The following is a 24,266-nucleotide window of genomic DNA, read 5'->3' as shown; positions in this document are numbered from 1 at the left end:
CTATGAGCAGCAGTGTCGTTGTCGTCGGTTCCTTCAATGTCGATCACGTGTGGCGGTGCGAGTCGCTGCCGGCACCGGGCGCGACCATTGCCGGCCGCTACAGCACCGGCCCCGGTGGCAAGGGCTTCAACCAGGCTGTGGCGGCCTGCCGCGCCGGTGCCGAGACGCACTTCGTGTGCGCGCTGGGCGACGACGCCGGTGGCGCCACCGCGCGCGAACTGGCGGCGCAGGATGGTTTCGGCCTCATCGCCGAAGCCAGCAGCGAACCGACCGGCACCGCCGGCATCTACGTCGATGCCCGTGGCCGCAACACCATCGTGATCGGCCCGGGTGCCAACGCTGCGCTGAGCACCGACTTCCTGCAACAGCAGCAGGCCCTGCTGACCGGCGCCAGGGTGGTTCTGGTGCAGCTGGAATCGCCGGTGCAGACCATCGAAGCGGCACTGGCCACGGCCCGCGAGGCCGGCGTCACCACCGTGCTCAACACCGCACCGGCCGATGCCCCCTCCACCATCGGCCTGCTCAAGCTGGCCGACGTGATCACCCCGAACGAGACCGAGTTCGCCGCCCTGCTCGGCCGTCATGTCGGTGAGCGCGTGGATGCAAACGACGTCGCCGCGCTGGATGGCGCCAGCTTGCACGCGCTGTGCCGCAAGCTGGTCGGCAACGGCACGGTGGTGGTGACCCTGGGTTCGGTGGGCGTGTTCGTGTCGCATGCCGACGAGAACCTGCGCGGCGATACCCAGCCGTACTACCGCGTGGGTGCCGAACAGGTGCAGGCCATCGACACCACCGGCGCCGGCGACGCCTTCAACGGTGCGCTGGCCGCGTCGCTGGCGCAGGTGGCCGACGCCCCGTTCGCCCGCCACGTGCGCTTCGCCAACCAGTTCGCCGGTCGCTCGACCGAGAAGGAAGGCGCTGCAGCGGCGATGCCGCGCTTCACCCCGGCCGACGCCGAAGCAAAGTAGATCCGCGCCACGCGTGGATGAAGAAGCCCGGGTGTGCAGACACCCGGGCTTTTCTGTTTGCCTTTCAATGAGGCAGATCCACGCCATGCGTGGTTGAACGGGACCGGGCAAGCCGCCGCAGCAGCAGGCCCGCGACGATTGCCAGCAGCGCCACGGCAGCAGCCACCACGCCCAGCGAGGCAAGCCCGAAGCGTTCGATGGCGCCACCTCCCAGCAGCGCGCCCAGGCCGATTCCGGCGTTGGCCGCGGACACATTCAAGGTTCCCGCCAGCGCCTGCGCCTGCGGCGCCGCACGCATCACCCGCACCTGGCACAGCGGGAACAATGCGGTATGCGCCACACCCCACAGGGTCAGTGCGATCAGCACGAACGTGCCGTGGCCGGCCAGGCCGACACTGGCCAGCATGCCCAGCGCCAGCACCGCGCAGAACACCAGGGTCGCGCCCAGCGGCGCACGATCGACCCAGCGCCCACCCAGTGCATTGCCGATCAACCCGACAGCCCCGAAGCCCATCAGCCACCAGCCCACCTGTGCCGCCGGTACCTGCATCAGCCGCTCCAGCACATCGGCCAGGTAGGTATAGGCAGCAAACATCGCGGTGAACACCAGCACCGACAGCAGCACATCGCCCAGCAACTGCGGCTGGCGCAGTACTCGTGCCTGTTCGCCCAGCGCGCGCCGCGGTCCGGCCACGGTGTCCGGCATCCACAACGCCAGCGCGCCCGCCATCAACAGCGACAGGGCCGCCAACAGCCAGAAGCTGCCGCGCCAACCGAGGGCATCGGCCGCCAACGTACCCAGTGGGATACCGAACAGCATTGCGGCGGTGATACCCAGGTAGACCCGCGCGACCGCACGACCGCCCTGCCCTGCAGGGGCCAGCTGCGCAGCAGTCTCACTGGCGGTGCCCCAGAACACCGGCAGGGCCAGTGCCGGCAGCACCCGCGCCAGCGCCAGCAGCCACGGCTGCGTGGCCATCGCGGCCAGCGCGTTGGAACCCGCGAACAACAGCAGGATGGCCACGAACAGGCGGCGCCGGCCGACGTGTGACAGCAGCGCGGTCAACGGTGGCCCGGCCAGCATCACGATGAACGCGAACAAGGTAACCAGCTGCCCGGCGCGGGCGATGCCCAGGCCAAGGTCGCGCGCCAGCGCCGGCAACAGGCCGACGATCAGGAACTCGGTGGTGACGATGACGAAGGCGGACACCGCCAGCAGGACAACCGAAAGGCGTGCGCGGCCGTTTGCGTGGACAGCGGCCGCGGCGGAATCGAGGGAGGACATGGGCAGGCATCAGAACAGGGGCCGCCAGCCTATTTCCTCCCCGGATTCCGATTGCTGCTATGTTTTCCATCGATTCCGGACAGAAATTCCCCATGCTTCCCACCGAGCGCCTGCGCGGCATCGAGGCCTTCGTCGCCACCGCCGATGCCGGCAGCTTCACTGCCGCCGCTGAACGCCTGCACCTGACCAGTTCGGCAGTGGGCAAGACCATCGCACGGCTGGAGGCACGCCTGGGCGCGCGGTTGTTCGAACGCAGCACGCGCCGCCTTCGCCTGACCGAGGCTGGTGAGGGCTTCTACCGCACCTGCGTGCGGGTGCTGGGCGAGCTGGCCGATGCCGAGTCGGTGCTGGTCTCGCACGCAGACGCGCCCGTGGGCCGCCTGCGGGTGGATGCGCCGGCCACCTTCGGGCGCCTCAAAGTCTGGCCGTTGCTGCTGCAGCTGGCCGCCGAGTTTCCACAGTTGCATCCGCAGGTGACCTTCAGCGACCGCTTCAGCGACCTCGCCGAGGACGGCGTCGACCTCGCCGTACGCATCGGCGGTCCCGAGCCGCTGCCCGCCACGCTGGGCAGCCGCCTGCTCGGTTACGAATGCCTGCGCTTCTGCGCCTCCCCGGCCTATCTGCTTCGGCATGGCCAGCCCCGCTCGGCCGCCGAGCTGGCCGGGCATGACGGTGTGCTGTTCGGACGCGCGGACGGCAGCATCGGGCCGTGGCAGGTGGCCGATGGCAGGCAGCGCAGTACACCGCTGCAGGCCCGCGCGCGCCTGGTGGTTGGCAGCGCCGAGGCCCAGGTGGCGGCGGTCGAGGCCGGCTTCGGCATCGCGCAGCTGGCCACCTGGCTGGTCGATGACGCGCTGGCGCGCGGCAGCCTGGTCTCGATCCTGCCATCGCTGGACTGCCGCGGCCTGCCGCTGCGCCTGCTGTGGCCGCAGGGCCGGCAACGGCTGCCACGCGTGGACGTGGCCCTGGACCGTCTCGGCGCCGGGTTGCAGATCGATCCGCCGCGCTGAGCGAAGCGCCATCGGCGGCGGTCGCATCGAACAGCTGCGACTGCCGGTCGCATTGCCCGCATCCCGCCCCTCACCCACCATCCGCGCAGCGTTTCAGCGTGGGCAGGACATGGACGGATTCCCCTGGTTGCTGGTTGCCGCCGCCGGTAGTGCCATCGCAGCCTTGCTGCATATCGGCTGCATCGCCTTCGGCGCCGCGTGGTACAGGTACTTCGGTGCCGGCCAGCGCGTGGTCCGGCTGGCACGCGCCGGGCATTGGTGGCCGCCGCTGATGACCGCCGGCATCACTGCCGTGCTGGTGGCCTGGACCCTGTATGCGCTGGCAGCCGCGGGCTGGCATTCGCCGCTGCCGGCCAGCCGTCTGGTCCTGTCGGGCATCGCCCTGCTGTTGCTGCTGCGCGCGGCGATGGGCTTCGGGCTGGCCCTGCTCCGGCCCGGCTACAACGGCCGGCGCTTCTGGGTGGTCAGTTCAGTGGTCTGCCTCAGCCTGGGGCTGGCCTTCGCGCTGGGTACCGGCCAGGCCTGGCAGAGCCTGGGGTAGCCGCCCACCATCGCCCGCCCGTGGGGGCGGCGGAAGCAACCGTCAAGCATCTGCTGATGCCGGTACGGCATGAGGTCGGTGCCGATAGGCCTGAACCGGACCGCGCCCGACGCGGCCGTACCGCCGCGCGCGCCCTACAATGGGCGGATGCAGATCGGCCCGTACACCATTGCCCCCAACGTCGTGCTGGCGCCCATGGCCGGCGTCACCGACAAGCCCTTCCGCCTGCTGTGCAAACGGCTGGGCGCGGGTCTGGCCGCCTCGGAAATGACCATCAGTGATCCGCGTTTCTGGAACACGCGCAAGTCGATCCACCGCATGGACCATGACGGCGAACCGGCCCCGATCAGCGTGCAGATCGCCGGCACCGAGCCGCAGCAGCTGGCCGAGGCCGCGCGCTACAACGTCGACCACGGCGCGCAGATCATCGACATCAACATGGGCTGCCCGGCCAAGAAGGTGTGCAACGCCTGGGCCGGTTCGGCACTGATGCGCGACGAGCAACTGGTGGCGCGCATCCTCGAGGCCGTGGTCAACGCGGTGGACGTGCCAGTCACGCTGAAGATCCGCACCGGTTGGGACTGTGACCATCGCAATGGCCCGCTGATCGCACGCATTGCCGAGGACAGCGGCATCGCGGCCCTGGCGGTGCACGGCCGTACCCGCGACCAGCACTACACCGGCCAGGCGGAGTACGCCACGATCGGCGAGATCAAGGCCGCGCTGCGCATTCCGGTGATCGCCAACGGCGATATCGATTCGCCGCAGAAGGCCGCCTACGTCCTGAAGGAAACCGGCGTGGATGCGGTGATGATCGGTCGCTCGGCGCAGGGCCGGCCGTGGATCTTCCGCGAAGTGGCGCACTACCTGGCCACCGGCGAGGAACTGCCACCGCCATCACTGGCGGAAGTGCGCGACATCCTGCTTGGCCACCTGCACGCGCTGCATGCGTTCTATGGCGAGCCGCAGGGCGTGCGCATCGCGCGCAAGCACCTGGGCTGGTATGCCAAGGACCGGCCGGAGAATGCCGCTTTCCGCGCGGTGGTCAACCGTGCCGAGGATCCGACCAGCCAGATCGCATTGACCACCGAATACTTCGACCGCCTGATCGCCGGGGAACCGGCGCTGCCTTCGGCGGCCTGAGCCACCAGCCCCGCGTTTGCGAACAGTCGAGCCAGCTCGACGCTACAAGAGCCCACCATGACCCCGCCGATTTCCTCCCCGACCTATCTGCACGGGTTTTCCGGCACCGAGCAGCAGCGCCTGATGACCCAGGCCCGGCTGCTGGAATCGAGCATCTTCGGCCAGATCGACTACAGCGGCGCGCGGCGCCTGCTGGAAGTCGGCAGCGGCGTGGGCGCACAGACCGAGATCCTGCTGCGCCGCTTCCCCGAGCTGCACGTGACCGGCGTGGACCTGAGCGAAACGCAGCTGGCCACCGCGCGCGAGAACCTGGCGCGCACGCCGTGGTGCAGCGACCGCTACACCCTGCAGCAGGCCGATGCCGGTGAGCTGCCGTTCGAGGCACGCAGCTTCGACGCGGCGTTCCTGTGCTGGGTGCTGGAGCACGTGCCGTCACCCGCACGTGTGCTGAGCGAAGTGCGCCGGGTGCTGGCACCGGGTTCGCCGGTGTACATCACCGAAGTGATGAATGCCTCGTTCCTGCTCGATCCGTATTCGCCGCACATCTGGCGCTACTGGATGGCCTTCAACGATTTCCAGTACGACCACGGGGGCGACCCGTTCGTCGGCGCCAAGCTGGGCAACCTGCTGCTGGCCGGCGGCTTCCGCGACGTGCACACCGAGATCAAGACCATCCACCTGGACAACCGCGAGCCGGCGCGTCGCAAGACGATGATCGCGTTCTGGGAACAGCTGCTGCTGTCGGCCGCCGACCAGCTGCTGCAGGCCGGCTCGGTGGACGAGGAAACCGTGGAAGGCATGCGCCGCGAGTTCCGCCTGGTGCAGAACGACCCGAACGCGGTGTTCTTCTACTCGTTCGTGCAGGGCCGCGCGACGGTGTATTGAGCCAACGCAGCACTGCCGATGGTCCCGCCATCCACGCATGGCGTGGATCTACGGGTGTGCCGCACCAGTCCCGGAGGCTGCAGGCTCGTGCCAGATCCGCTGCCATATCGCCGCCAGCCGGCGCCCGGCATCCGCGCGCGCGGCCGGGCTGCTGTAATCCGTCCGCACCTGCTCGGGTGTGATCGGTCGCCACTGCCCGTCGACCTGCTCGGCCACGGCGAAGTTGAAGGTGTAGTCAGGCTCCAGCCCCATGCGCAGGTCACTCAGGACCAGCCGCCCATCCACCACCTGTGCACGCATGAAGCCACGGTTGAACCACGTCAGCTGCTGCACTGCCGGGATGCTCCCTGCTTCGCGCAACGCCTGCACCTTGGACGCATGGCCTTCGAACTGCATCGGTCCATGGTCGGCCACCAGCGAGCGGTCGCCCACCACGTAGCCGTTCGGCGTCATCGCCACCACGCGCCACAGCAGGGTGTTGAACGGCATCGGCACCGAGAAGCGCGGTGCATCGCCCAGACCCATCGCCGCCAGGCTCTGCTGGGCAGCACGGTCGACCTGGGCCTTTGCGATCAGGCCCCAGCCCAGGTAGGTGCTGCTGACCAGCAACGCCACGCCCAGCACCTTGCCAGCCCAGGGGCGGGCGCGGCCAAACCAGGCCAGCACGCAACCCAGCAGCAGCCACACCGTGTAGCCAAGATCGATGATGAAGACACTGGAACCCATGGTCGGGTGGGGGCGCAGCGGCCACCACAACTGGGTGCCGTAGACGGTGAACGCATCCAGCACGGGATGGGTGACCAGCGCCAGCTGGATCGCCCAGAACCAGCGCACCGGTGACTGCGCGACGCGGCCGTTGCCGAAGCGCCTGAACAACCACCAGATCAGTGCCGCCACCCAGGGCAGCACCAGCAGCGAATGGCTGAAGCTGCGGTGCTCGATCATGTTCGCCACCGGGTCGGCGGCGGTGAAGCCCAACCACAGGGCATCGAGGTCCGGCAGGGTGCCGAGCGCGGCACCGGCCAGCAGGGCCGCGCGGCGATGGCCGGGCGGAGCGATGGCAGCAGCGACGGCGCCGCCGAGCACGATCTGGGTCAGGGAATCCATGGGCCGATGCTAGCGGCTTGCGGGCGCGCCGTCTCACTCCCGGACACCGCGTCTGTAGAGTCGACTGCTGGTCGACTGCTCTCCCATCAGGCTGCGGACACCACGCGCTACACGCGACAGTCGACTCTACGGAACGGGTTACGCCGCCTGCGACAAGCGCGCGCCCGGCAGTTCCACCAGAGTCTGGCCATTGTGGTCCAGCAGGCGCAGCGCGCCATCGTGGTCTTCGGCCAGCGCGGTCAGGCTCTCCACCCAGTCGCCGTCGTTGGCGTAGACCAGGCCATCGCGTTCGATCAACGCAGCGCGATGGATGTGACCACAGACGATGCCATCCAGTCCGCGCCGGCGCACGTCATCCAGCCCGGCCTGCACAAAACGCTCGATGTAGCGTTCGGCGGCACCACTGCGCTTCTTCAGGAATTCCGACAGCGACCAGTAGCGCATGCCCAGCCGGCGCCGCACTGCATTCAAGGCCTGGTTGCCGGTCAGGATGCGGTAGTACAGCCAGTCGCCGAATCTCTCCTGCAGGCCACCGAAGTGGGTCACGCCGTCGTACTCGTCGCCGTGCGCGACCAGCAGGCGACGGCCATCGGCGGTCACGTGGATGGCGCGGCGGCGCACCTGCATCGCTGGCAGCATCAGCCCGCACACCTGGCGCAGCGAGGCATCGTGGTTGCCGGGAATGTAGATGATCTCGGTGCCGGCACGGCGCAGCGCGTGCAGGGCCTGGATGACCTCGCTGTGCGACTGCCGCCAGTTGGCACGGCGATGGGCCATCCACCACAGGTCGATGATGTCGCCGACCAGGTACAGACGCTCACAGCGCAGCTGCGAGAGAAAACGTGCCAGTTCGGTGGCATGGCAATGACGTGAACCCAGGTGCACGTCGGAGACGAACACTGCGCGCCGGTGCGGCGACAGGTTCGCCAGCACGCTCATGCCGGCGTCCCCGCATCGCGCAGGTAGCGTTTGCGCTTGTTCGGCCGGATCGCGCACAGGTCCACTTCGATCAGGCCGTCGATCGAATCGCTGAAGTCCGGGTCCACACCGAAGGCGAGGAAGCGCGCGCCACCGGGTTCGCACAGATCGGTGTACTGGCGATACAGCGTCGGCACGCCGGTGCCGAGTGCGGCCAGGTTGGCCTTGAGCACGTCGAACGCGGCGCCTGCATCCAGCTCACCGAAACTCGGCGGTGCGGCGAAGTACTGGAACGGCCGGTTCGATTCGGCCAGGCCAGCGGTACCGCTGTAATAGCGCTGGTAGTACGCCACCAGCTGCTCGCGCGCATCGCGTGGCAGCGCCGCGCTGATCGACACGGCGCCGAACAGGTAGCGGATGCCCGGCCTGCATTGCAGGTAGGCACCGATGCCCTGCCACAGGTAGTCCAGGCTGCGGCTGCCCCAGTAGTCGGGCACCACGAAGCTGCGGCCCAGTTCCAGGCCTTCGGCGATGTGGGTGATGGCATCGTCGGAATAGCGGAACAGCGACGCGCTGTAGAGCCCGGACAGTCCGTGCCGGGCCAGCGCATGGGCGCCGCGCATGATCCGGTACGCGCCGGCGATGCGCTGCGCGGCCGCGTCCCAGATCACGATGTGCTCGTACTGCGGGTCGTAATCGTCCAGGTCGCGGCTGCGCCCAGTGCCCTCGCCCACCTGGCGGAAGGTCAGTTCGCGCAGGCGGCCCAGCTCCAGTAGTAGCGGCGAATCGGCAGTACAAGTGGCCAGCAGAATCTGCTTGCCGTCGGCGGTCTGGCCCAGCTGGGTGGCTGCGGCAATCCCAGCGGCGACCTGCGAGGGTGGCACCGGGGCCGCCAGCGGCTCGGGGCCTGCGAAGGCAGCGGCATTGCCGGCCGCGCCATTGCGGCCCAGCGCATACAGCGCGCGGCGTACCGACAGCAGCTGCGCGCCCGGGTCACCGCCCTTGCCCAGCTGCATCGGCTCACCGATGCTCAGGCGCAGCGGGCGGCCGCGGCGGGTGAACATCTCGCGCGCCAGCAGCGCGGTGCCGGCCGGCTTGAACAGGGTCGAGGCGCCGTAGAACAGCGCCGAATTGCGCGCTTCCACCCGTACCGGCAGCACCGGCGCCCCGGCGGCACGGGCAAAGCGGACGAACCCGCGCTGCCAGCGACCATCGCGGATGCCTCGCAGCGAGAGGCGCGAGACCTCGCCGGCCGGGAACACGATCACGCACTGCTCGGCGGCCAGCGCCTCCTCCACAGCGTGCAGGCTGCCACGCTGGGCCTTGCCACCGAGGATGCGCACCGGCAACAGCAGGTCCTGCAGTGGCGCGATCGCCCCCAGCAGGTCGTTGGCCACGATCCGCACATCGCGGCGGATGCGGCCGACCGCGTCCAGCAGGGCCAGCGCGTCCAGTGCGCCGGACGGGTGGTTGGCGACGATCAGCAAGCGACCGGTGGCCGGGATCTTCGCCAACGCGGCCGGATCCACCTGGTACTGGCCATCGATGAACTCCAGCCCGGCGGCGACGAAGCCGAATCCGCGCAATCCTGCACTGCGCTGCAGGAACGCTTCGATTTGGTCCAACCGCGACCAGCGCCCGACGCTGCGAAGCAATGGCCGCGCCAGTTGGCCACGGCGGCCATGGAACCAATCGGGAAAGCGTTGCTGGAGACGCTGTTCAAGTTCCTGCATGGCGGATCCACTCATGCCCGGCGGCCGGATTGGCCGACAGCCTGCGCCCGGCAGGCGGCAGCCAGATGGCGGTTTCGGGGCAGAACGATGACGGTCGCCCCCGGCCGGAGGGGCCGCAACCGCCCCACCTCGCCACCCGGCCCGCTGTCACGCTGGTGGAACACTGGGCCTCGAAGCCGGGGCCCAATCCCGTCAGGACGGCCCTCGCCGGGCCTACGCGGGCTTAACCACCGGCAACCGGTACAGGTTCACAATGCACAGGCGGCGCACCCCGTGTATCATGCGCGCCCATCTTTCCATCCGAATCAAGGGATATTACGCCTGATGTCCAGCTATCTCTTCACCTCCGAGTCGGTCTCCGAAGGCCATCCGGACAAGGTTGCCGACCAGATCTCCGATGCGGTGCTGGACGCGATCCTGACCCAGGACCAGCGCGCCCGCGTGGCCTGCGAGACCATGGTCAAGACCGGCGTTGCCATCGTGGCCGGTGAAATCACCACCAGCGCCTGGATCGACCTGGAAGCCCTGACCCGTAAGGTCATCACGGACATCGGCTACGACAGCTCCGACGTCGGCTTCGACGGCGCCACCTGCGGCGTGCTGAACCTGATCGGCAAGCAGTCGCCGCACATCGCCCAGGGCGTGGACCGCAAGAAGCCGGAAGAAATGGGCGCGGGCGACCAGGGCCTGATGTTCGGCTACGCCACCAACGAGACCGACAGCTACATGCCGGCCGCGATCCACCTGTCGCACCGCCTGGTCGAGCAGCAGGCCAAGATCCGCAAGAAGAAGAACTCGCCGCTGTCGTGGCTGCGTCCGGACGCCAAGAGCCAGGTCACCCTGCGCTATGAGAACGGCGTGGTCTCGGCCATCGACGCCGTGGTGCTGTCGACCCAGCATGCCCCGGGCATCAAGCAGAAGGACCTCATCGAGGCCGTCCGCGAAGAGATCATCAAGCCGGTGCTGCCGGCCAAGTGGCTGCACAAGGGCACCAAGTTCCACATCAACCCGACCGGCAAGTTCGAGATCGGCGGCCCGGTGGGCGACTGCGGCCTGACCGGCCGCAAGATCATCGTCGACACCTACGGCGGCTGGGCCCGTCACGGTGGTGGCGCCTTCTCCGGCAAGGACCCGTCCAAGGTCGATCGTTCGGCGGCCTACGCGGCCCGCTACGTCGCCAAGAACGTGGTTGCCGCCGGCCTGGCCGACCGTTGCGAAGTGCAGGTCTCCTACGCCATCGGCGTGGCTGAGCCGACCTCGATCTCGGTCACCACCTTCGGCACCGGCAAGATCAGCGACGACAAGATCGAGAAGCTGATCCGCAAGCACTTCGACCTGCGCCCGTACGGCATCATCAAGATGCTGGACCTGATCCACCCGATGTACCAGCAGACCGCGGCCTACGGCCACTTCGGCCGCAAGCCGAAGGAGTTCAGCTACCTCAACGGCGAAGGCGAGACCGTCAACGCCACGGCCTTCTCCTGGGAGAAGACCGACCGCGCCGCCGCCCTGCGCGCCGATGCGAAGCTGAAGTAAAGCCGGCGGGTAGAGCCGACCGGTAGAGCCGACTGTTAGTCGGCTGACGTTGAGGAAGGGCCGCGCAAGCGGCCCTTCTGCTTTCTGGTAGAGCCGGCCGCTGGCCGGCTTTTTCATGGCCTCCGGAAACAATCGCGCGGTTGCCGATACAATCCGCCGCATGTCGACCGAACTGAAAACCCACCAGCTGTCCATGACCGTGCTGATGTCGCCGGAAATGGCCAATTTCTCCGGCAAGGTCCACGGTGGTGCGATCCTGCGCCTGCTCGACCAGGTGGCCTACGCCTGTGCCAGCCGCTATGCCGGCAGCTACGTGGTCACCCTGTCGGTGGACCAGGTGATGTTCCGCCAGCCCATCGCGGTGGGCGAACTGGTCACCTTCCTGGCCTCGGTGAACTACACCGGCACCTCGTCGATGGAGATCGGCATCAAGGTGGTGGCCGAGGACATCCTCAAGCGCAGCGTGCGCCACGCCAACAGCTGCTTCTTCACCATGGTGGCGGTGGATGAGGAAGGCCGGCCGACGCCGGTGCCACCCTTGCAGCCGGTCACCTCGGACGAAAAGCGCCGCCAGGCGGCCGCGCTGATCCGCCGCCAGCTGCGCCAGGAAATGGAACAGCGCCATCTGGAACTGCTGGCGTCGAACCCGCCGTCGCCGGAGGAATGAGGTAGTGCCGGGCGCTGGCCGGCAACCTCGTGCGTGCCGCCAGACATCATGAGGTTGCCGGCCAGCGGCCGGCACTACCGCTACACCTCACCCGGTGTTCTGCACGCCCTGCGAAACACCGTTCACGCAGGCCACCAGCGCGCGCAGCAGATCGTCATCCTCGCGTCCGCTGGCCCGCCAGCGCTGCAGCAGGTCCACCTGCAGCACGCTGATCGGATCGACATAGGGATTGCGCAGGCGGATCGACAGCGCCAGTCGCGCATCGTGGTCCAGCAGCGTCTGCTGGTCCATCAACGCCAGCAGCCAGTGCCGGGTGAGTTCCAGTTCGCGCTGCACCTGCGGGAAGAAGCGGTCGTGCAGGCCGCCCGACAACAGCGAGAACTGCTCGGCGATGATGATATCGCCCTTGGACAGCACCATCGCGATGTCGTCCAGGAAGGTGCGGAAGAACGGCCAGTCTCGCGCCATATCGCGCAGCGTCTCTTCATGGCCGGCATCCACCGCCGCCTGCAGGCCGCTGCCCACGCCGTACCAGCCGGGGATCACCGCCCGGGCCTGGCTCCAGGCGAACACCCAGGGAATCGCACGCAGGTTGCCCAGTGCTGCGTCCTGGCCGAGCCGGCGCGACGGACGCGAGCCCAGGGTCATCCGTTCGATCACATCGATCGGCGTGGCGGTACGGAAGTAATCCATGAAGCCGGCCTGGCCAACGAACCCGCGATACACCTCGCTGCTGGCCGCAGCCACCGCATCCATCACCGGTCGCCACTCATCCTCGCGCGGCTCGGCGGCACGCGGGCGCAGGCTGGCGCGCAGCACCGCACCGGTGGCCTGTTCCAGCGAACGCAGGGCCAGCGCGCGGATGCCGTACTTGCGATGGATCACCTCGCCCTGCTCGGTCACTCGCAGGCGGCCATCGATGCTGCCGCGTGGTGAAGCATCCACCGCGTGCGTGGTCTTGCCACCGCCACGGCTGATCGAGCCGCCACGGCCATGGAAGAAGGTCAGCCGGATGCCCGCCTCGGCCGCCACCTCCAGCAGTTCCACCTGCGCGCGCTGCAGGCCCCAGCGCGAGGCGGCGATCCCACCGTCCTTGCTGCTGTCCGAGTAGCCCAGCATCACCATCTGCACGTCGTCGCGTGCTTGCAGGTGCGCGCGATAGATCGGGTCGGCCAGCAGGTCACGCAGGGTCGCGGTGCCGCGCTTGAGATCATCCACCGTCTCGAACAGCGGTGCGATATCCAGCGGTACTGATCCGTTCTCTTCCACCAGGCCGCCACGGCGTGCCAGCGCCAGCACCGCGAGCACGTCGCTGCGGTCGTGCGCCATCGAGATGATGTAGCTGCCCAGCGCATCGCTGCCATGCCGCGCACGCGCATCGGCCAGCGCGGCGAACACCGCATCCAGCCGCTGGTTGCCCTCGTCGTCGCCGTTGGGCAATGCCGTTTCACCGCTGGCATGCGGGCTCAGCAGCCGCGCTCGGCCCGCCACATCCAGCGCCTGCCAGGCCTCTTCGCCACCCAGCACGGCGGCCAGCGCGCGCGCATGCACGCTCGACTCCTGGCGCACATCCAGCCGCGCCAGATGGAAGCCGAAGGTCTTCACCCGCCACAGCAGACGCTGCACGGCAAAACCACCAGCGTGCTCGCCACGGTTCGCAAGCAGGCTGTCGAGGATCAGCTGCAGGTCGTCGATCAGTTCGGCGGGGCCGGCGTAGGCGCCCTCGCCATTGTCCAGCGTCGCCTGCAGGCGCGCGCGCATGCGGTCATTGAGCAGGCGGTACGGCATGTCGGCATGGCGCGGGCGCGACTGCACCTGCGGCAGCAGCTGCTGGTACTGCGCCACGCGCGCCTGCAGCGCATCGCTCACCCCTACCCGCTCGGTGGACTGGCTGAGCAGGCTGGCCAGCTGCAGCAGTTCCTTCTGGTAGCGCCCGAGCACCGCCTGCCGCTGCGCATCCAGCGTATTGCGGATGGTGTGGGCATCCACGTTCGGATTGCCGTCCATGTCGCCGCCCACCCACGTACCAAAGCGCAGCAGCCGCGGCAGCGGCAATTCTTCGCCATAGGTATCGCGCAGCGCCTGCTGCAGCGATTCGTACAGCACCGGGATCACCCGGTACAGCACCTGCACCAGATAGAAGCCCACATGCTCGCGCTCGTCATCGACGGTCGGCCGCACCGGTGAAGAATCGGTGGTCTGCCACGACGCGGTGAGCGCCATGCGGAAGCGCGCGGCATCGGCGGCAGCCTCACCCGGCGTGCGCTGGCCGTCGAGGTTGTCGACCAGGCTGGCCACCATCAGCTGCTCCTTCTCCAGCAGCGCGCGGCGCAGGGCTTCGGTCGGATGCGCGGTGAACACCGGTTCGATGTCGATGCGCGGCAGCCACTGCGCCAGTTCGTCCAGGCCCACGCCCTGCGCCCTCAAGTGCTGCAGTGCATCCTGCAGGCCATCCGGCTGCGCACCCGCGGTACCGGCGCGCTGGTAGTCACGGCGGCGGCGGATGCGATGCACGCGCTCGGCGATGTTGACCACCTGGAAGTAGGTGCTGAAGGCCCGCACCATGGTCTCGGCCTGCTGCGGCGTGCGCCCGGCCAGGCCATCGGCCAGCTCCGACAGCGGCGCCTGGTTTTCGCGACGGGCGATGGCGCGGGTACGCACGTCCTCGACGTCATCAAGAAACGCGGCCGACACCTGTTCGACCAGCAGGTCGCCGACCAGTGCGCCAAGCCGGCGCACATCATCGCGAAGCGGAAGATCGGGAGAAGCAAACTCGATGCTGCTGCGGTACTCGTTCATCGGCGACGCACAGGCCTCGGTCAACGGATCCAGGCCCCAAGCCTATCCCAGATCGGGCGTCGTGCTGCGATGCAAAATTGGTTTCATCTGGTAGTGCCGGCCGCTGGCCGGCAACCTCAGGTTGCATGTCTCCATGAGGTTGCCGGCCAGCGGCCGGCACTACCAGGCCCGGTCAGCGCTTCTTCTTCGCCTTGCCCTGCTCGGCCGGGCCGATGGTCTGCTCCAGCCAGCGCTCGCTCTCGGCCAGCATGGTCATGATCGATTCGCGTGCGCGGTAGGCGTGCGATTCGTTCGGCAGCATCACCAGCCGCGCGGTGCCACCCAGGCCCTTCACCGCAGCAAACATGCGCTCGCTCTGGATCGGGAAGGTGCCGGAGTTGTTGTCGTCCACGCCGTGGATGAAGAGGATCGGATCCTTGATCCTGTCGGCGTAGTTGAACGGCGCCATCTTCTGGTAGACGTCCTGCGCCTGCCAGTAGTTGCGCTCCTCGGCCTGGAAGCCGAACGGCGTGAGCGTACGGTTGTAGGCGCCGCTGCGCGCGATACCCGCCTTGAACAGGCGCGTATGCGCCAGCAGGTTGGCGGTCATGAACGCACCGTAGGAATGGCCGCCGATGGCGATGTGATCGCGATCGGTCACGCCACGGCGCACCACTTCATCCACGGCTGCCTGCGCGTTGGCCACCAGCTGTTCGATGTAGGTGTCGTTCGGCTCGTTGTCGCCCTCGCCGATGATCGGCATCGACGGGCTGGCCAGCACCACATAGCCCTTGGCCAGGAACGCCTGCGGGCCCCAGTAGCTGACCGCGTTGAAGCGGTACGGCGAATCGGTCACCTGGCTGGCTGCGGCTGCGCTCTTGAACTCACCCGGGTAGGCCCACATCAGCAGCGGGCGCGGGCCGTCGCGCTTCGGGTCATAGCCCGGCGGCAGCAGCAGGGTCGCGGTCAGGTCGACGCCGTCCTTGCGCTTGTAGCGGATCTGCTCCTTCTGCACGCCCTTCAGCTGCGGCAGCGGATGGGCGAAGTGGGTCAGCGCACGCGGCGCAGCACCGGCATCGGCCGCCGACTGCACGTAGAAGTTGGCCGGCTCGTCCGGGCTCTCGCGGCTCAGCAGCAGCGAGCTGCCCTGGTTATCCAGCAATGCCACCGGCAGCGAATAGCTCGGCGCCTGCGAGTGGAACAGGCGGGTTGCCTTGCCCGTGGCGATGTCGAAGCGGTCCACGAACGGACGATCGCCTTCCGGCGATGCACCGGCACCGGCCAGATACAGGCTGTTGCCATCGGCGCTGGTCTGCAGCAGCGAGCGCCCGCGGTCGTCGCTGGACAACAGCGGTCGGCCCGGATCGGCATAGCGGTCCTGCGCATCGCGGTCCCACAGCAGGCGCGGCTCGGCACCGGCGTTGTCCGGGGCGATCAACCAGGTCTTGGTCCTGCGGGTCTTCCACCACGATTCGGTCAGCAGGGCCAGGTCACCGCGTCCCCAGCTGATGCCGGCCAGGCGGCTGCCAAGCTGGGCCAGGGTGACCGGCGGTTTGTCGAACGGCGCGGCCTGCATCAGCACCGCATCGCGCACCTTGGCGTCCCTGTTCGGGTCGCCGCCGTCCTGCGCTTCGGCCCAGACCAGGGTGGCGTCGGCATCACCACGCCAGCGGATGTCGCGCACGCCGGTCACTTCGGCGTCGTTGCCGGTCGGCAGACCTTCCACCAGCGGACGCACGGCCACCGTGTGCACCAGCTTGCCGCTGGCACGGTCGATCACTTCAATGCGGCGCGGGAAGCTGTCCACCGGCACCACGTACGAATACGGGCGCTGCACCGGCTGGCGCAGCACGAAGCGGCCATCGGGCGATACCGAGAAGCCCATGAAGATGCCGGCCGCGCCGATCGCGCGGGTACTGCCATCCAGGCTGACTTCCATCGGCTGGGTGGTCGCGTAATAATCGAACTGGCGCGCGTCGGCCTCGTTCTTCAGCAGGTCCTGGTAGGTACGGATCGACACCACGCCGCCGCCCTGGCTGGTCTGCTGCACGGCCGGGCCGGTCGGAATGCCGTCGGCGGCCGGGGCCGCACCGAGGTTGGCCGGGCGGGTGAACACCACCAGGCCGCGGCTGTCCGGCAGCCACTGGTAGCCGCTGCCGATCACCGTGTTCAGGCCGGCAACCAGGCGGCGGGCACTGCCGCCGGCCACGTCCACCAGCCACAGTTCATTGGCGCCACTGCCGGCGTCGACCTGGTTGAAGGCCAGCCACTTCTGGTCCGGCGACCACGTCACACTGGCGATCGACAGCTTGGCAGGCAGGCCGCTGATCTGCCGCTCCTTGCCGTCGGCCACGTTCATCAGCCACAGCTTCTCGCCGAAGCTGAAGCGGCTGTCGGAGAACGTGCGCGGGTTGATGCGCAGGCCGGCCAGCTTCAGTTCCGGCTGCGCCACCACCTGGATCGAAGGCAGCGACGGCATCTGCATCATCGCGGCCACGTCGCGTCGCGGCGACAGGTACAACGAGGGTGCACGCGGCGCGTCCACCACCGCCTGCAGCGCGGCCGACGGCAGTTCGTAGCCGTTGACGCCCTGGGCCTGTGCGGCCACCGGCTGCGGCGCTGCGGCCCAGGCCAGCGGGGCCACCGCCAGCAGTCCCATCGACAGGACCAGGCCGGTCCAGCGCCGTGTACGGCGCGCGTGCATGCTCATCGTTCCACCTGTGTGATGCGTGAAAACACCGACCTTAACAGGCCGTGCACGCGGCCCCATCTGCCGATGGTTGGGTCATCCGGATGTCACGCCGGGGCCGCGATATAATGGGGGTTCTCCCCTGCCGAGGGGCGCTGCGACCGGATCCCACGAGGCCCGGCCAGGCTCGGTAAGGTGGCTTTGTAACAACGGCGCCCGGCTAGATGCGAGCATCCGCTCGTCCACAACCGGAGCACACGAATGAACGCTGTTGCCAAGACCTTCTCCACCGAAGGTGACTACAAGATCCGCGATATCACGCTGGCCGACTGGGGCCGCAAGGAACTGGACATCGCCGAGCACGAAATGCCGGGCCTGATGTCGATCCGCCGCAAGTACCAGGCCGAGCTGCCGCTGAAGGGCGTGCGCGTGACCGGCTCGCTGCACATGACCATCCAGACCGCGGTGCTGATCGAGACCCTGAAGGACATCGGCGCCGACGTGCGCTGGGCCTCGTGCAACATCTTCTCGACCCAGGACCACGCGGCCGCCGCCATTGCCGCCACCGGCACCCCGGTGTTTGCCTGGAAGGGCGAGACCCTGGAAGAGTACTGGGACTGCACCCTGGACGCGCTGACCTTCACCCTGGCCGACGGCACCCTGACCGGCCCGGAGCTGGTGGTGGACGACGGCGGTGACGTGACCCTGCTGATCCACAAGGGCTACGAGCTGGAAAACGGCAGCGACTGGGTCAACACCGCCTCCTCCTCGCACGAAGAACAGGTCATCAAGAACCTGCTCAAGCGCGTCGCCAAGGAGCGCCCGGGTTACTGGGGCCGCGTGGTCAAGGACTGGAAGGGCGTCTCCGAAGAGACCACCACCGGCGTGCACCGCCTGTACCAGCTGGCCCAGGCCGGCACCCTGCTGATCCCGGCGATCAACGTCAACGACTCGGTCACCAAGAGCAAGTTCGACAACCTGTACGGCTGCCGCGAGTCGCTGGCCGACGGCCTGAAGCGCGCGATGGACGTGATGCTGGCCGGCAAGGTGGCCGTGGTCTGCGGTTACGGCGACGTCGGCAAGGGCTGCGCCGCCTCGCTGCGTGCCTACGGCGCGCGCGTGATCGTCACCGAGATCGACCCGATCTGCGCCCTGCAGGCGGCGATGGAAGGCTATGAAGTCAACACCATCGAATCGACCCTGGGCCGTGCCGACCTGTACGTCACCACCACCGGCAACAAGGACATCATCCGCATCGAGCACCTGAGCGCGATGAAGGACCAGGCCATCGTCTGCAACATCGGCCACTTCGACAACGAGATCCAGGTCGATGCGCTGGTGTCGTTCGCCGGCATCAAGCACGTCAACATCAAGCCGCAGGTGGACAAGTACATCTTCCCGAACGGCAACGCGATCTTCCTGCTGGCCGAAGGCCGCCTGGTGAACCTGGGCTGCGCCACCGGCCACCCGAGCTTCGTGATGTCCAACAGCTTCGCCAACCAGACCCTGGCACAGATCGACCTGTGGGCGAACAAGGACAGCTACGAGAAGAAGGTCTACCTGCTGCCGAAGAAGCTGGACGAAGAAGTGGCGCGTCTGCACCTGGAGAAGATCGGCGTGAAGCTGACCACCCTGAGCCAGGAACAGGCCGACTACATCGGCGTGCCGGTGGAAGGCCCGTTCAAGCCGGACCACTACCGCTACTGATGCCTGCGGGGTGCCGGCCAGCGGCGGGCACCACCGGCGTAAACGGGGTCAGATCCCTTTCCGCAGGAAAGGGCTCTGACCCCGGCAACAGATGCAGACAGAACGGGCGCCTTCGGGCGTCCGTTCTGCGTTTGCGTGTGGTCGTACACCCCGGATCCAGTCCCCACGGTAGATCCACGCCATGCGTGGATGTTCCGGCAGTAGCTTCGGTCAAGGCAACGCGCCCAGCGCGCGCTACGATGCCTACATGACCCCGGCCATCAACCTGCTCAAGCGCGAGAAGATCGCCCACACCGTGCGCAGCTACGTGCATGACGCCCACGCCGAATCGTATGGCGGCGAAGCTGTCGACAAGCTCGGCCTCGATCCGGCCCAGGTGTTCAAGACCCTGCTGGCCAGCACCGAGGCACACGAACTGCTGGTGGCAATCGTGCCGGTGGCCGGCCAGCTGGACCTGAAGGCACTGGCCGAAGCCGCCGGCTGCAAGAAGTGCGAGATGGCTGCTGCTGACGCCGCGCAGCGCGCAACCGGTTACCTGGTGGGTGGCATCAGCCCGCTCGGGCAGAAGAAGCGCCTGCGCACCTTCCTGGACGCCAGCGCCGAAGCGCTGCCCAGGCTGCATGTCAGCGCCGGTCGCCGCGGCGTGGAAGTGGAACTGGCGCCGGCTGACCTGCTACGCCTCACCGCCGGCCACTACGCTGCCATCGGCAAGTCACGCTGATGCGCTGGCCGTGGTCTGCAGCGCGGATACCCCGTCTCGACGATGCACAGGCCGATGTGCTGTTGCAGGACCTGCTGTCGCGCGACGCAACGCGCATCACCGATGCCGCCCGCGTCGTCGCACGACTGTTCAGTGCCTCATCGTTGGACGCGTTGAGCGCACATGTGGATCTGATCGAACAACGCTGCCAGGGCATCGCGCTTGGCGGCATGCTGATCAGCAACCAGGCGTATCTGAAGGCCGCCCTGCGTCGGCTGCGTTACTGGCGTGCACGCGAGGGTTGCCTGTGCGCGCTCAACCCCGGCTACCCGTTCTTCGATCCCCGTCGCCTGATTGAACAAGGACAGATGCAGCTGCTCTCGGTGGAAGAGGCTGAGGGCTGCTGGGGCGACTGCCACACCGTTGCCTGCACGCAATGCGGCCAGCATTGGCAGGCCATCGACCGCGAGTACCATTACCCGTGGTGGGAATGGAAAGCTGCCTGAAGGCCAAGCGGCCACGCATGGCGTGGCTCTACTGCGGTCCGCACATTCACGCGATGCGTGGATGACAAATGTTGCTCACGGCCGCCAGTTCGCGTTGTTCTCCCAGAACTCGACGGAACGCCGGTAGGCTTCGCGGTCCAGCGGCACGCCGGATCCGCCCTCGTCCACGCCCAGCGCATTGCGCATCATCGTGATCGGCGCCATCGGCACCTCTTCCGGTTCGGCGGTGTAGATGCAGCCGACGATGCCCCAGTCGGCCTCGATCGGCGAGCCTTCCCGGGCCAGCTGCCCGGCGCTGTACAGGATCACCACCAGGTAGCTCGCACGCGGTGATTCCACGCCCTCGAACCAGCGCACCAGCACCGGTAGTTCCTCGCGGTTGCGCGCTTCGTAACCACTGCGCAGCAGGTGGCGGTTGGCCTCGGTGATCGGTACGGTCAGGCAGCGCGTGCTGGTCCAGTTCTCGTAGACGAACAGCTTGCAGAACGGCGCGTAGCCATCCAGCACCTTCAGCGGCGCATGCGCATTGAGGTGTGCCTCGAACTGCTCGGCAGTGCAGTCCTGGATGGTGTTGCCACGCGGCACGCGCGGGAACAGGCGGGGACGGGCGAAATCGGTGAGGACGATGGACATGGCGCGGGTGTGATCAGGAGTTCTGCTGCACAGGGTAACCGCCCCGGAGGCAGACAGGGCCGGATGCCGATGGTCACTGGCGCCAGCGTCCCGCTTGCAGCACCCTGCGGGCGACCCACTACAAGGATCGCCGGCTCATGGATGCAGCATGCGCATTGCCCCGTTCCGCCCACCGTCGGCAGTGGCCGATTGTACTGGTCATCCTCCTGCTGGCGCCGCCATTGCTATTCGCCGCCGCTCTGCTCTGGCCGCTGTCGGCTCCGCCGTTGCCCGAGCCGGGCAACAGCCGCGTGATCGTCAACGCGCGGGTGGTGGACGTGGCGCGCGGCCAGGTCAGCGAACCCACCACCGTGACAGTGCGCCACGGCACCATCACTGCCATTGGGGAAGATCCGCAGGACGCGCGGCTTCCCGTGCTCGACGCCGGCGGCCGCTGGCTGCTGCCCGGTTTCTGGGACATGCACACCCATGCACTGCAATTGTCGCCGCAGCTGCAGTTCCCGCTGATGCTGGCCAACGGCATCACCGGCACCCGCGACATGATGGACTGCCCGCAGACCACCGATCCGCTGATCGCCTGCGTGGCCGACAAGCGCCGCTGGACCGCACAGGCCATTGCCGGGCAGCAGGTTGCACCGCGCTTCGTACAAATCGCCAGTTTCTACTTCGAAGATCCGTCACTCACGCCGGAGGCCGCCGCTGCGCGTGCACGGACGTACAGCGCGCGCGGGGTCGACGCGTTGAAGGTCTACAACCGGCTGCGTGCGGACACCTATCAGCGGCTGGCCACCGAGGCGCAGCAGCTGCGCCGTCCGTTGGTCGGCCACCTGCCCAAGGCGGTGCCTCTGGACGACGCGGTGCAGGCGGGCCAGCGCAGCTTCGAGCACGCCCATCTGTTCGTGCGCCACTGCTTCGACAACGCGGCGGCATGGCGCGGTGGCGCGCTCGACGGCGAAGACCCGATCGTACTGGCCGAACGCATGGTTGCCAGCTATCAGCCCACGCTCTGCAACAAGGCGTTCGCTTTGATGCAGGCCAGCGGTGCCGCGTTCGTACCGACCCATGTCACCCGCGAAGAAGATGCACGCGCAAGCGACCCCGCCTTCGTCGACGATCCGCGTCTGGCCTATCTGGACCCGCTTTCACGCTGGGCGTGGCGTGATGACCTGCAGGCCACCGCAGCGCGCTATCCCGGCCGACGCGGCCAAGACGCACTGAAGACCTACTTCGAGCATGGCCTGGCTCTCACCGGTGCGGCCCATCGTGCCGGCGTCACCGTGCTGGTCGGCACCGACACCGGATTGGGCGGCTTCCGCTACCACGATGAACTGCAGTGGCTGCGACAGGCCGGCCTGAGCCAGGCCGACGTGCTGCGCGCAGCTACGCTGCAGGCCGCACGTCATCTGCAACGGCAGGCATCGCATGGAAGCGTCGAGGTCGGCAAAGCCGCAGACCTGGTGCTGCTTGATGGCAACCCGCTGCACGACATCGCCAATACCCGCCGCGTGCATGCCGTGCTGCTGGCCGGCCACCTCTATGACCGCCCGCGGCTGGATGCGCTACAGACTTATGCGCGCAGGCAGGCACGCTCGCCCGCAGTGATGGCACGCCTGCTGTGGGGATTCATCACCAGCCCGGTCAGTGCCGAGCTGTAGCGGCAGCTACAACGCCATCCGCTCGCGCAGTTCACGTGCCTGCCGCCGCGATACCTCCACCTCGCTGCCGTCGTCCAGCGCCAGATCGTAGCCATCTGCAATGCTGGGCGTCACGCCACGAATGCGGCGCAGGTTGACCAGCGTGTTGCGGTTGGCGCGGAAGAACAACTCCGGCGGCAGGCGTGCTTCCAGCGCGCTCAGGCTGCGGGTCAGCAGGGCGTTCTGGTCGCGGAACCATAGCCGTGTGTAGTTGCCATCCACCACCAGCCGACGGATCTCCGAGACCGCGACGAACCAGCAGCGTTCGCCCTCGCGCACGAACACCTGGTCCTGCGCGCCCAGCGTGCTGCGCGGCTCCGGCGTTTCGCCCGCCACCACCTCGCGCCGGCGCGCCCGCTGCAACGCTTCCAGCAAGCGCGGCGCCTCGACCGGCTTCACCAGATAGTCCAGCGCATTGGCCTGGAAGGCGCGCACCGCATAGGTGTCGTAGGCAGTAACGAAGACCACCGCCGGCACCGTCTCCAGCCCATCCAGCACATCGAAGCCGCTGCCGGAGGGCATCTGCACATCCAGCAGCACCAGGTCCGGCGCCAGTGTGGCGATCGCCTCGCGTGCAGCGGGCACATCGTCGGCCTCGCCCACGCACTGCACCCATGGCAGCGCCGACAACAGCGTGCGCAGCTCCTGCCGCGCCAGCCGTGCATCATCAACGATCAACACACGCAGCACGCCACTCATTGCGGAATCTCCAGCAGGGCCTGCATGCGGTCGCCGACCGGCTGCAGCATGAAACTCCCCTGCGTGCCGAGCTGCGCACGCAGGTAGGCAAGGCCAACCCCATGGCCATGGGTGGGCTCGTTGGCGCTGCCCAGCGGATTGTCCACCTGCAGGCGCAGCACGTCATTGTCCAGCGTGGCACGGATCTGCACCTCACCGCCGCCCGGGCGGCTGGCGATGCCATGCTTGATCGCATTCTCCACCAGCAGCTGCAGCGCCATCGCCGGCAGCTGTGCCTGCATGGCATCGGCATCAATGTGCTGGCTTACCTGCAGGCGCTGTTCGAAGTGGACTGCCTCGATGGCCAGGTAGTCGTCCACGACCACCAGTTCCTCGGCCAGGGTGACCTGCTCGCTGCGGTTGTGCGCCAGCGCCTGGCGCAGCGTGCGCGACAGGCGGGTGACCATATCGCGCGCACGCTCCGGGTCTTCCAGGATCAGCGCGCGCAGGTTGTTCAGCGCATTGAACATGAAATGCGGGTTGAGCCGTGCACGCAGTGCATCGCGCTCCAGCGCGCTGCGCTCGGCCTCGGCACGCAGGCGCGCCAGTTCCGCACTGCGTATCCGGCGCAGGCTGTGCAGGCCTGCCCAGAGCGCTGCCCACAGGGCCAGCATCACCGCAGTGGTGTACCAGTAGAGCAGCAGCGCCTTGGGGCTGAAGTCGGCCGTCTGCCGTCCCAGGCTCACCCAGTTCCAGGCCAGCGCCGAGTGCAGCGCGATGTTCACCAGCAGCTGCGCCACTGCCGCGCCCAATGCCACCGACAGCGCCAGCCGCAGCAACAGCCCGGCCGTGCCGCGCGCCCACCAGTCGGCACGCAGCGCCAGCGCGCGGATGGCACCGCTGCACCCGAACAGGGCCAACGCCAGACCCAGCGTGATCAACACGCCTGCGCTTCCGGCATCGCTGAAATAGGCCTGGCGCAGGCCGATTCCGGCAACGCCATAGAGCACCCACACCAGCGCATTGAGCAGCCAGAAGCGTACCGTCGAGGAGGAATCCGGCATGTCCATTCCGAGGCGTGTTGAAAC

At 68.0% G+C, this 24,266-nt stretch carries 20 protein-coding genes and 1 riboswitch; of the genes, 11 read left to right on the top strand and 9 right to left on the bottom strand.

Features of this window, described 5'->3' with window-relative positions; translation table 11 throughout:
• Nucleotides 1–2: 2 nt before the first annotated feature.
• Nucleotides 3–968: a ribokinase gene (locus AC5P60_RS15865; protein WP_005408114.1), complete on the top strand. Its 966-nt coding sequence runs from the start codon at nt 3–5 to the stop codon at nt 966–968.
• A 64-nt stretch (nt 969–1,032) separates the two neighbouring features.
• On the opposite strand, the gene AC5P60_RS15860 is transcribed toward AC5P60_RS15865, so the two are convergent.
• Complete coding sequence (locus tag AC5P60_RS15860; RefSeq protein WP_483693499.1) at nt 1,033–2,253, bottom strand: MFS transporter; 1,221 nt, start codon at nt 2,251–2,253, stop codon at nt 1,033–1,035.
• Between the two features lie 92 nt (nt 2,254–2,345).
• Between AC5P60_RS15860 and AC5P60_RS15855 the strand changes: the two genes are divergently transcribed.
• The 4 genes from AC5P60_RS15855 (at nt 2,346) to AC5P60_RS15840 (ending at nt 5,832) form a co-directional block, all read left to right on the top strand.
• Entirely contained in the window at nt 2,346–3,263 is a 918-nt protein-coding gene (locus AC5P60_RS15855; RefSeq protein WP_005408112.1) for a LysR family transcriptional regulator, read from the top strand.
• 109 nt (nt 3,264–3,372) lie between these two features.
• Nucleotides 3,373–3,804 carry a hypothetical protein gene (locus AC5P60_RS15850; protein WP_483693498.1) on the top strand — a complete coding sequence of 144 codons (432 nt, stop codon included), beginning with the start codon at nt 3,373–3,375 and terminating at the stop codon, nt 3,802–3,804.
• Between the two features lie 147 nt (nt 3,805–3,951).
• Nucleotides 3,952–4,947: a tRNA dihydrouridine synthase DusB gene (gene dusB / locus AC5P60_RS15845; RefSeq protein WP_483693497.1), complete on the top strand. Its 996-nt coding sequence runs from the start codon at nt 3,952–3,954 to the stop codon at nt 4,945–4,947.
• Between the two features lie 57 nt (nt 4,948–5,004).
• Entirely contained in the window at nt 5,005–5,832 is an 828-nt protein-coding gene (locus AC5P60_RS15840; RefSeq protein ID WP_005408109.1) for a class I SAM-dependent methyltransferase, read from the top strand.
• Between the two features lie 48 nt (nt 5,833–5,880).
• Here the strand turns inward: AC5P60_RS15840 and AC5P60_RS15835 are convergent, their stop codons facing one another.
• From AC5P60_RS15835 to olsF, 3 genes are all read right to left on the bottom strand, one after another.
• Nucleotides 5,881–6,939: a metal-dependent hydrolase gene (locus AC5P60_RS15835; RefSeq protein ID WP_483693496.1), complete on the bottom strand. Its 1,059-nt coding sequence runs from the start codon at nt 6,937–6,939 to the stop codon at nt 5,881–5,883.
• A 138-nt stretch (nt 6,940–7,077) separates the two neighbouring features.
• Nucleotides 7,078–7,878 (bottom strand): UDP-2,3-diacylglucosamine diphosphatase, encoded by an 801-nt coding sequence (locus AC5P60_RS15830; protein ID WP_059036347.1) that lies wholly within the window; start codon nt 7,876–7,878, stop codon nt 7,078–7,080.
• Nucleotides 7,875–9,590, bottom strand: coding sequence for a bifunctional ornithine lipid synthase OlsF (gene olsF / locus AC5P60_RS15825; protein ID WP_033834452.1), 1,716 nt, complete (start codon nt 9,588–9,590; stop codon nt 7,875–7,877). The genes AC5P60_RS15830 and olsF overlap by 4 nt, the downstream gene beginning before the upstream one ends.
• A 324-nt stretch (nt 9,591–9,914) precedes the next feature.
• On the opposite strand from olsF, the gene metK reads away from it, so the two are divergent.
• Both metK and AC5P60_RS15815 read left to right on the top strand, forming a co-directional pair.
• Nucleotides 9,915–11,126, top strand: a complete 1,212-nt coding sequence (metK, locus tag AC5P60_RS15820; protein WP_005408103.1) for a methionine adenosyltransferase — start codon at nt 9,915–9,917, stop codon at nt 11,124–11,126.
• Between the two features lie 160 nt (nt 11,127–11,286).
• Nucleotides 11,287–11,793: an acyl-CoA thioesterase gene (locus AC5P60_RS15815; RefSeq protein WP_005412266.1), complete on the top strand. Its 507-nt coding sequence runs from the start codon at nt 11,287–11,289 to the stop codon at nt 11,791–11,793.
• An 87-nt stretch (nt 11,794–11,880) separates the two neighbouring features.
• Here the strand turns inward: AC5P60_RS15815 and ppc are convergent, their stop codons facing one another.
• Together ppc and AC5P60_RS15805 are read right to left on the bottom strand one after the other, a co-directional pair.
• On the bottom strand, nt 11,881–14,592 hold the full coding sequence (gene ppc, locus AC5P60_RS15810) for a phosphoenolpyruvate carboxylase (RefSeq protein WP_483693495.1): 2,712 nt from the start codon (nt 14,590–14,592) through the stop codon (nt 11,881–11,883).
• A 172-nt stretch (nt 14,593–14,764) separates the two neighbouring features.
• Nucleotides 14,765–17,281, bottom strand: coding sequence for a S9 family peptidase (locus AC5P60_RS15805; RefSeq protein ID WP_483693494.1), 2,517 nt, complete (start codon nt 17,279–17,281; stop codon nt 14,765–14,767).
• Nucleotides 17,282–17,401: 120 nt separating this feature from the next.
• Nucleotides 17,402–17,485, top strand: a riboswitch (S-adenosyl-L-homocysteine riboswitch).
• A gap of 36 nt (nt 17,486–17,521) precedes the next feature.
• On the opposite strand from AC5P60_RS15805, the gene ahcY reads away from it, so the two are divergent.
• The 3 genes from ahcY (at nt 17,522) to AC5P60_RS15790 (ending at nt 20,173) form a co-directional block, all read left to right on the top strand.
• A complete protein-coding gene (gene ahcY, locus AC5P60_RS15800) occupies nt 17,522–18,967 on the top strand; it encodes an adenosylhomocysteinase (protein ID WP_004154241.1) in 1,446 nt (481 codons plus the stop codon).
• A gap of 247 nt (nt 18,968–19,214) precedes the next feature.
• Complete coding sequence (gene ybaK / locus AC5P60_RS15795) at nt 19,215–19,688, top strand: Cys-tRNA(Pro) deacylase (RefSeq protein WP_049433188.1); 474 nt, start codon at nt 19,215–19,217, stop codon at nt 19,686–19,688.
• Nucleotides 19,688–20,173 (top strand): hypothetical protein, encoded by a 486-nt coding sequence (locus AC5P60_RS15790; protein WP_353949677.1) that lies wholly within the window; start codon nt 19,688–19,690, stop codon nt 20,171–20,173. Before ybaK ends, AC5P60_RS15790 begins: the two co-directional genes overlap by 1 nt.
• A gap of 75 nt (nt 20,174–20,248) precedes the next feature.
• Here the strand turns inward: AC5P60_RS15790 and AC5P60_RS15785 are convergent, their stop codons facing one another.
• Nucleotides 20,249–20,806 (bottom strand): DUF3228 family protein, encoded by a 558-nt coding sequence (locus tag AC5P60_RS15785; protein ID WP_049433190.1) that lies wholly within the window; start codon nt 20,804–20,806, stop codon nt 20,249–20,251.
• Between the two features lie 137 nt (nt 20,807–20,943).
• Between AC5P60_RS15785 and AC5P60_RS15780 the strand changes: the two genes are divergently transcribed.
• The gene (locus AC5P60_RS15780) at nt 20,944–22,461 is read left to right on the top strand and encodes an amidohydrolase family protein (protein ID WP_483693493.1); all 1,518 of its coding nucleotides are present in this window, start codon (nt 20,944–20,946) and stop codon (nt 22,459–22,461) included.
• A 6-nt stretch (nt 22,462–22,467) separates the two neighbouring features.
• Here AC5P60_RS15780 and AC5P60_RS15775 read toward each other — a convergent pair whose 3' ends face one another.
• Together AC5P60_RS15775 and AC5P60_RS15770 are read right to left on the bottom strand one after the other, a co-directional pair.
• Nucleotides 22,468–23,199, bottom strand: a complete 732-nt coding sequence (locus AC5P60_RS15775) for a LytR/AlgR family response regulator transcription factor (RefSeq protein WP_111173357.1) — start codon at nt 23,197–23,199, stop codon at nt 22,468–22,470.
• On the bottom strand, nt 23,196–24,242 hold the full coding sequence (locus tag AC5P60_RS15770) for a sensor histidine kinase (RefSeq protein WP_262247472.1): 1,047 nt from the start codon (nt 24,240–24,242) through the stop codon (nt 23,196–23,198). The genes AC5P60_RS15775 and AC5P60_RS15770 overlap by 4 nt, the downstream gene beginning before the upstream one ends.
• Nucleotides 24,243–24,266 lie beyond the last annotated feature (24 nt).

This window comes from Stenotrophomonas sp. YJH_SMC_120, assembly GCF_059368675.1.
The sequence above is the reverse complement of the archived record's forward strand: the minus strand, read 5'-3'. Positions and strand labels throughout refer to the sequence as shown.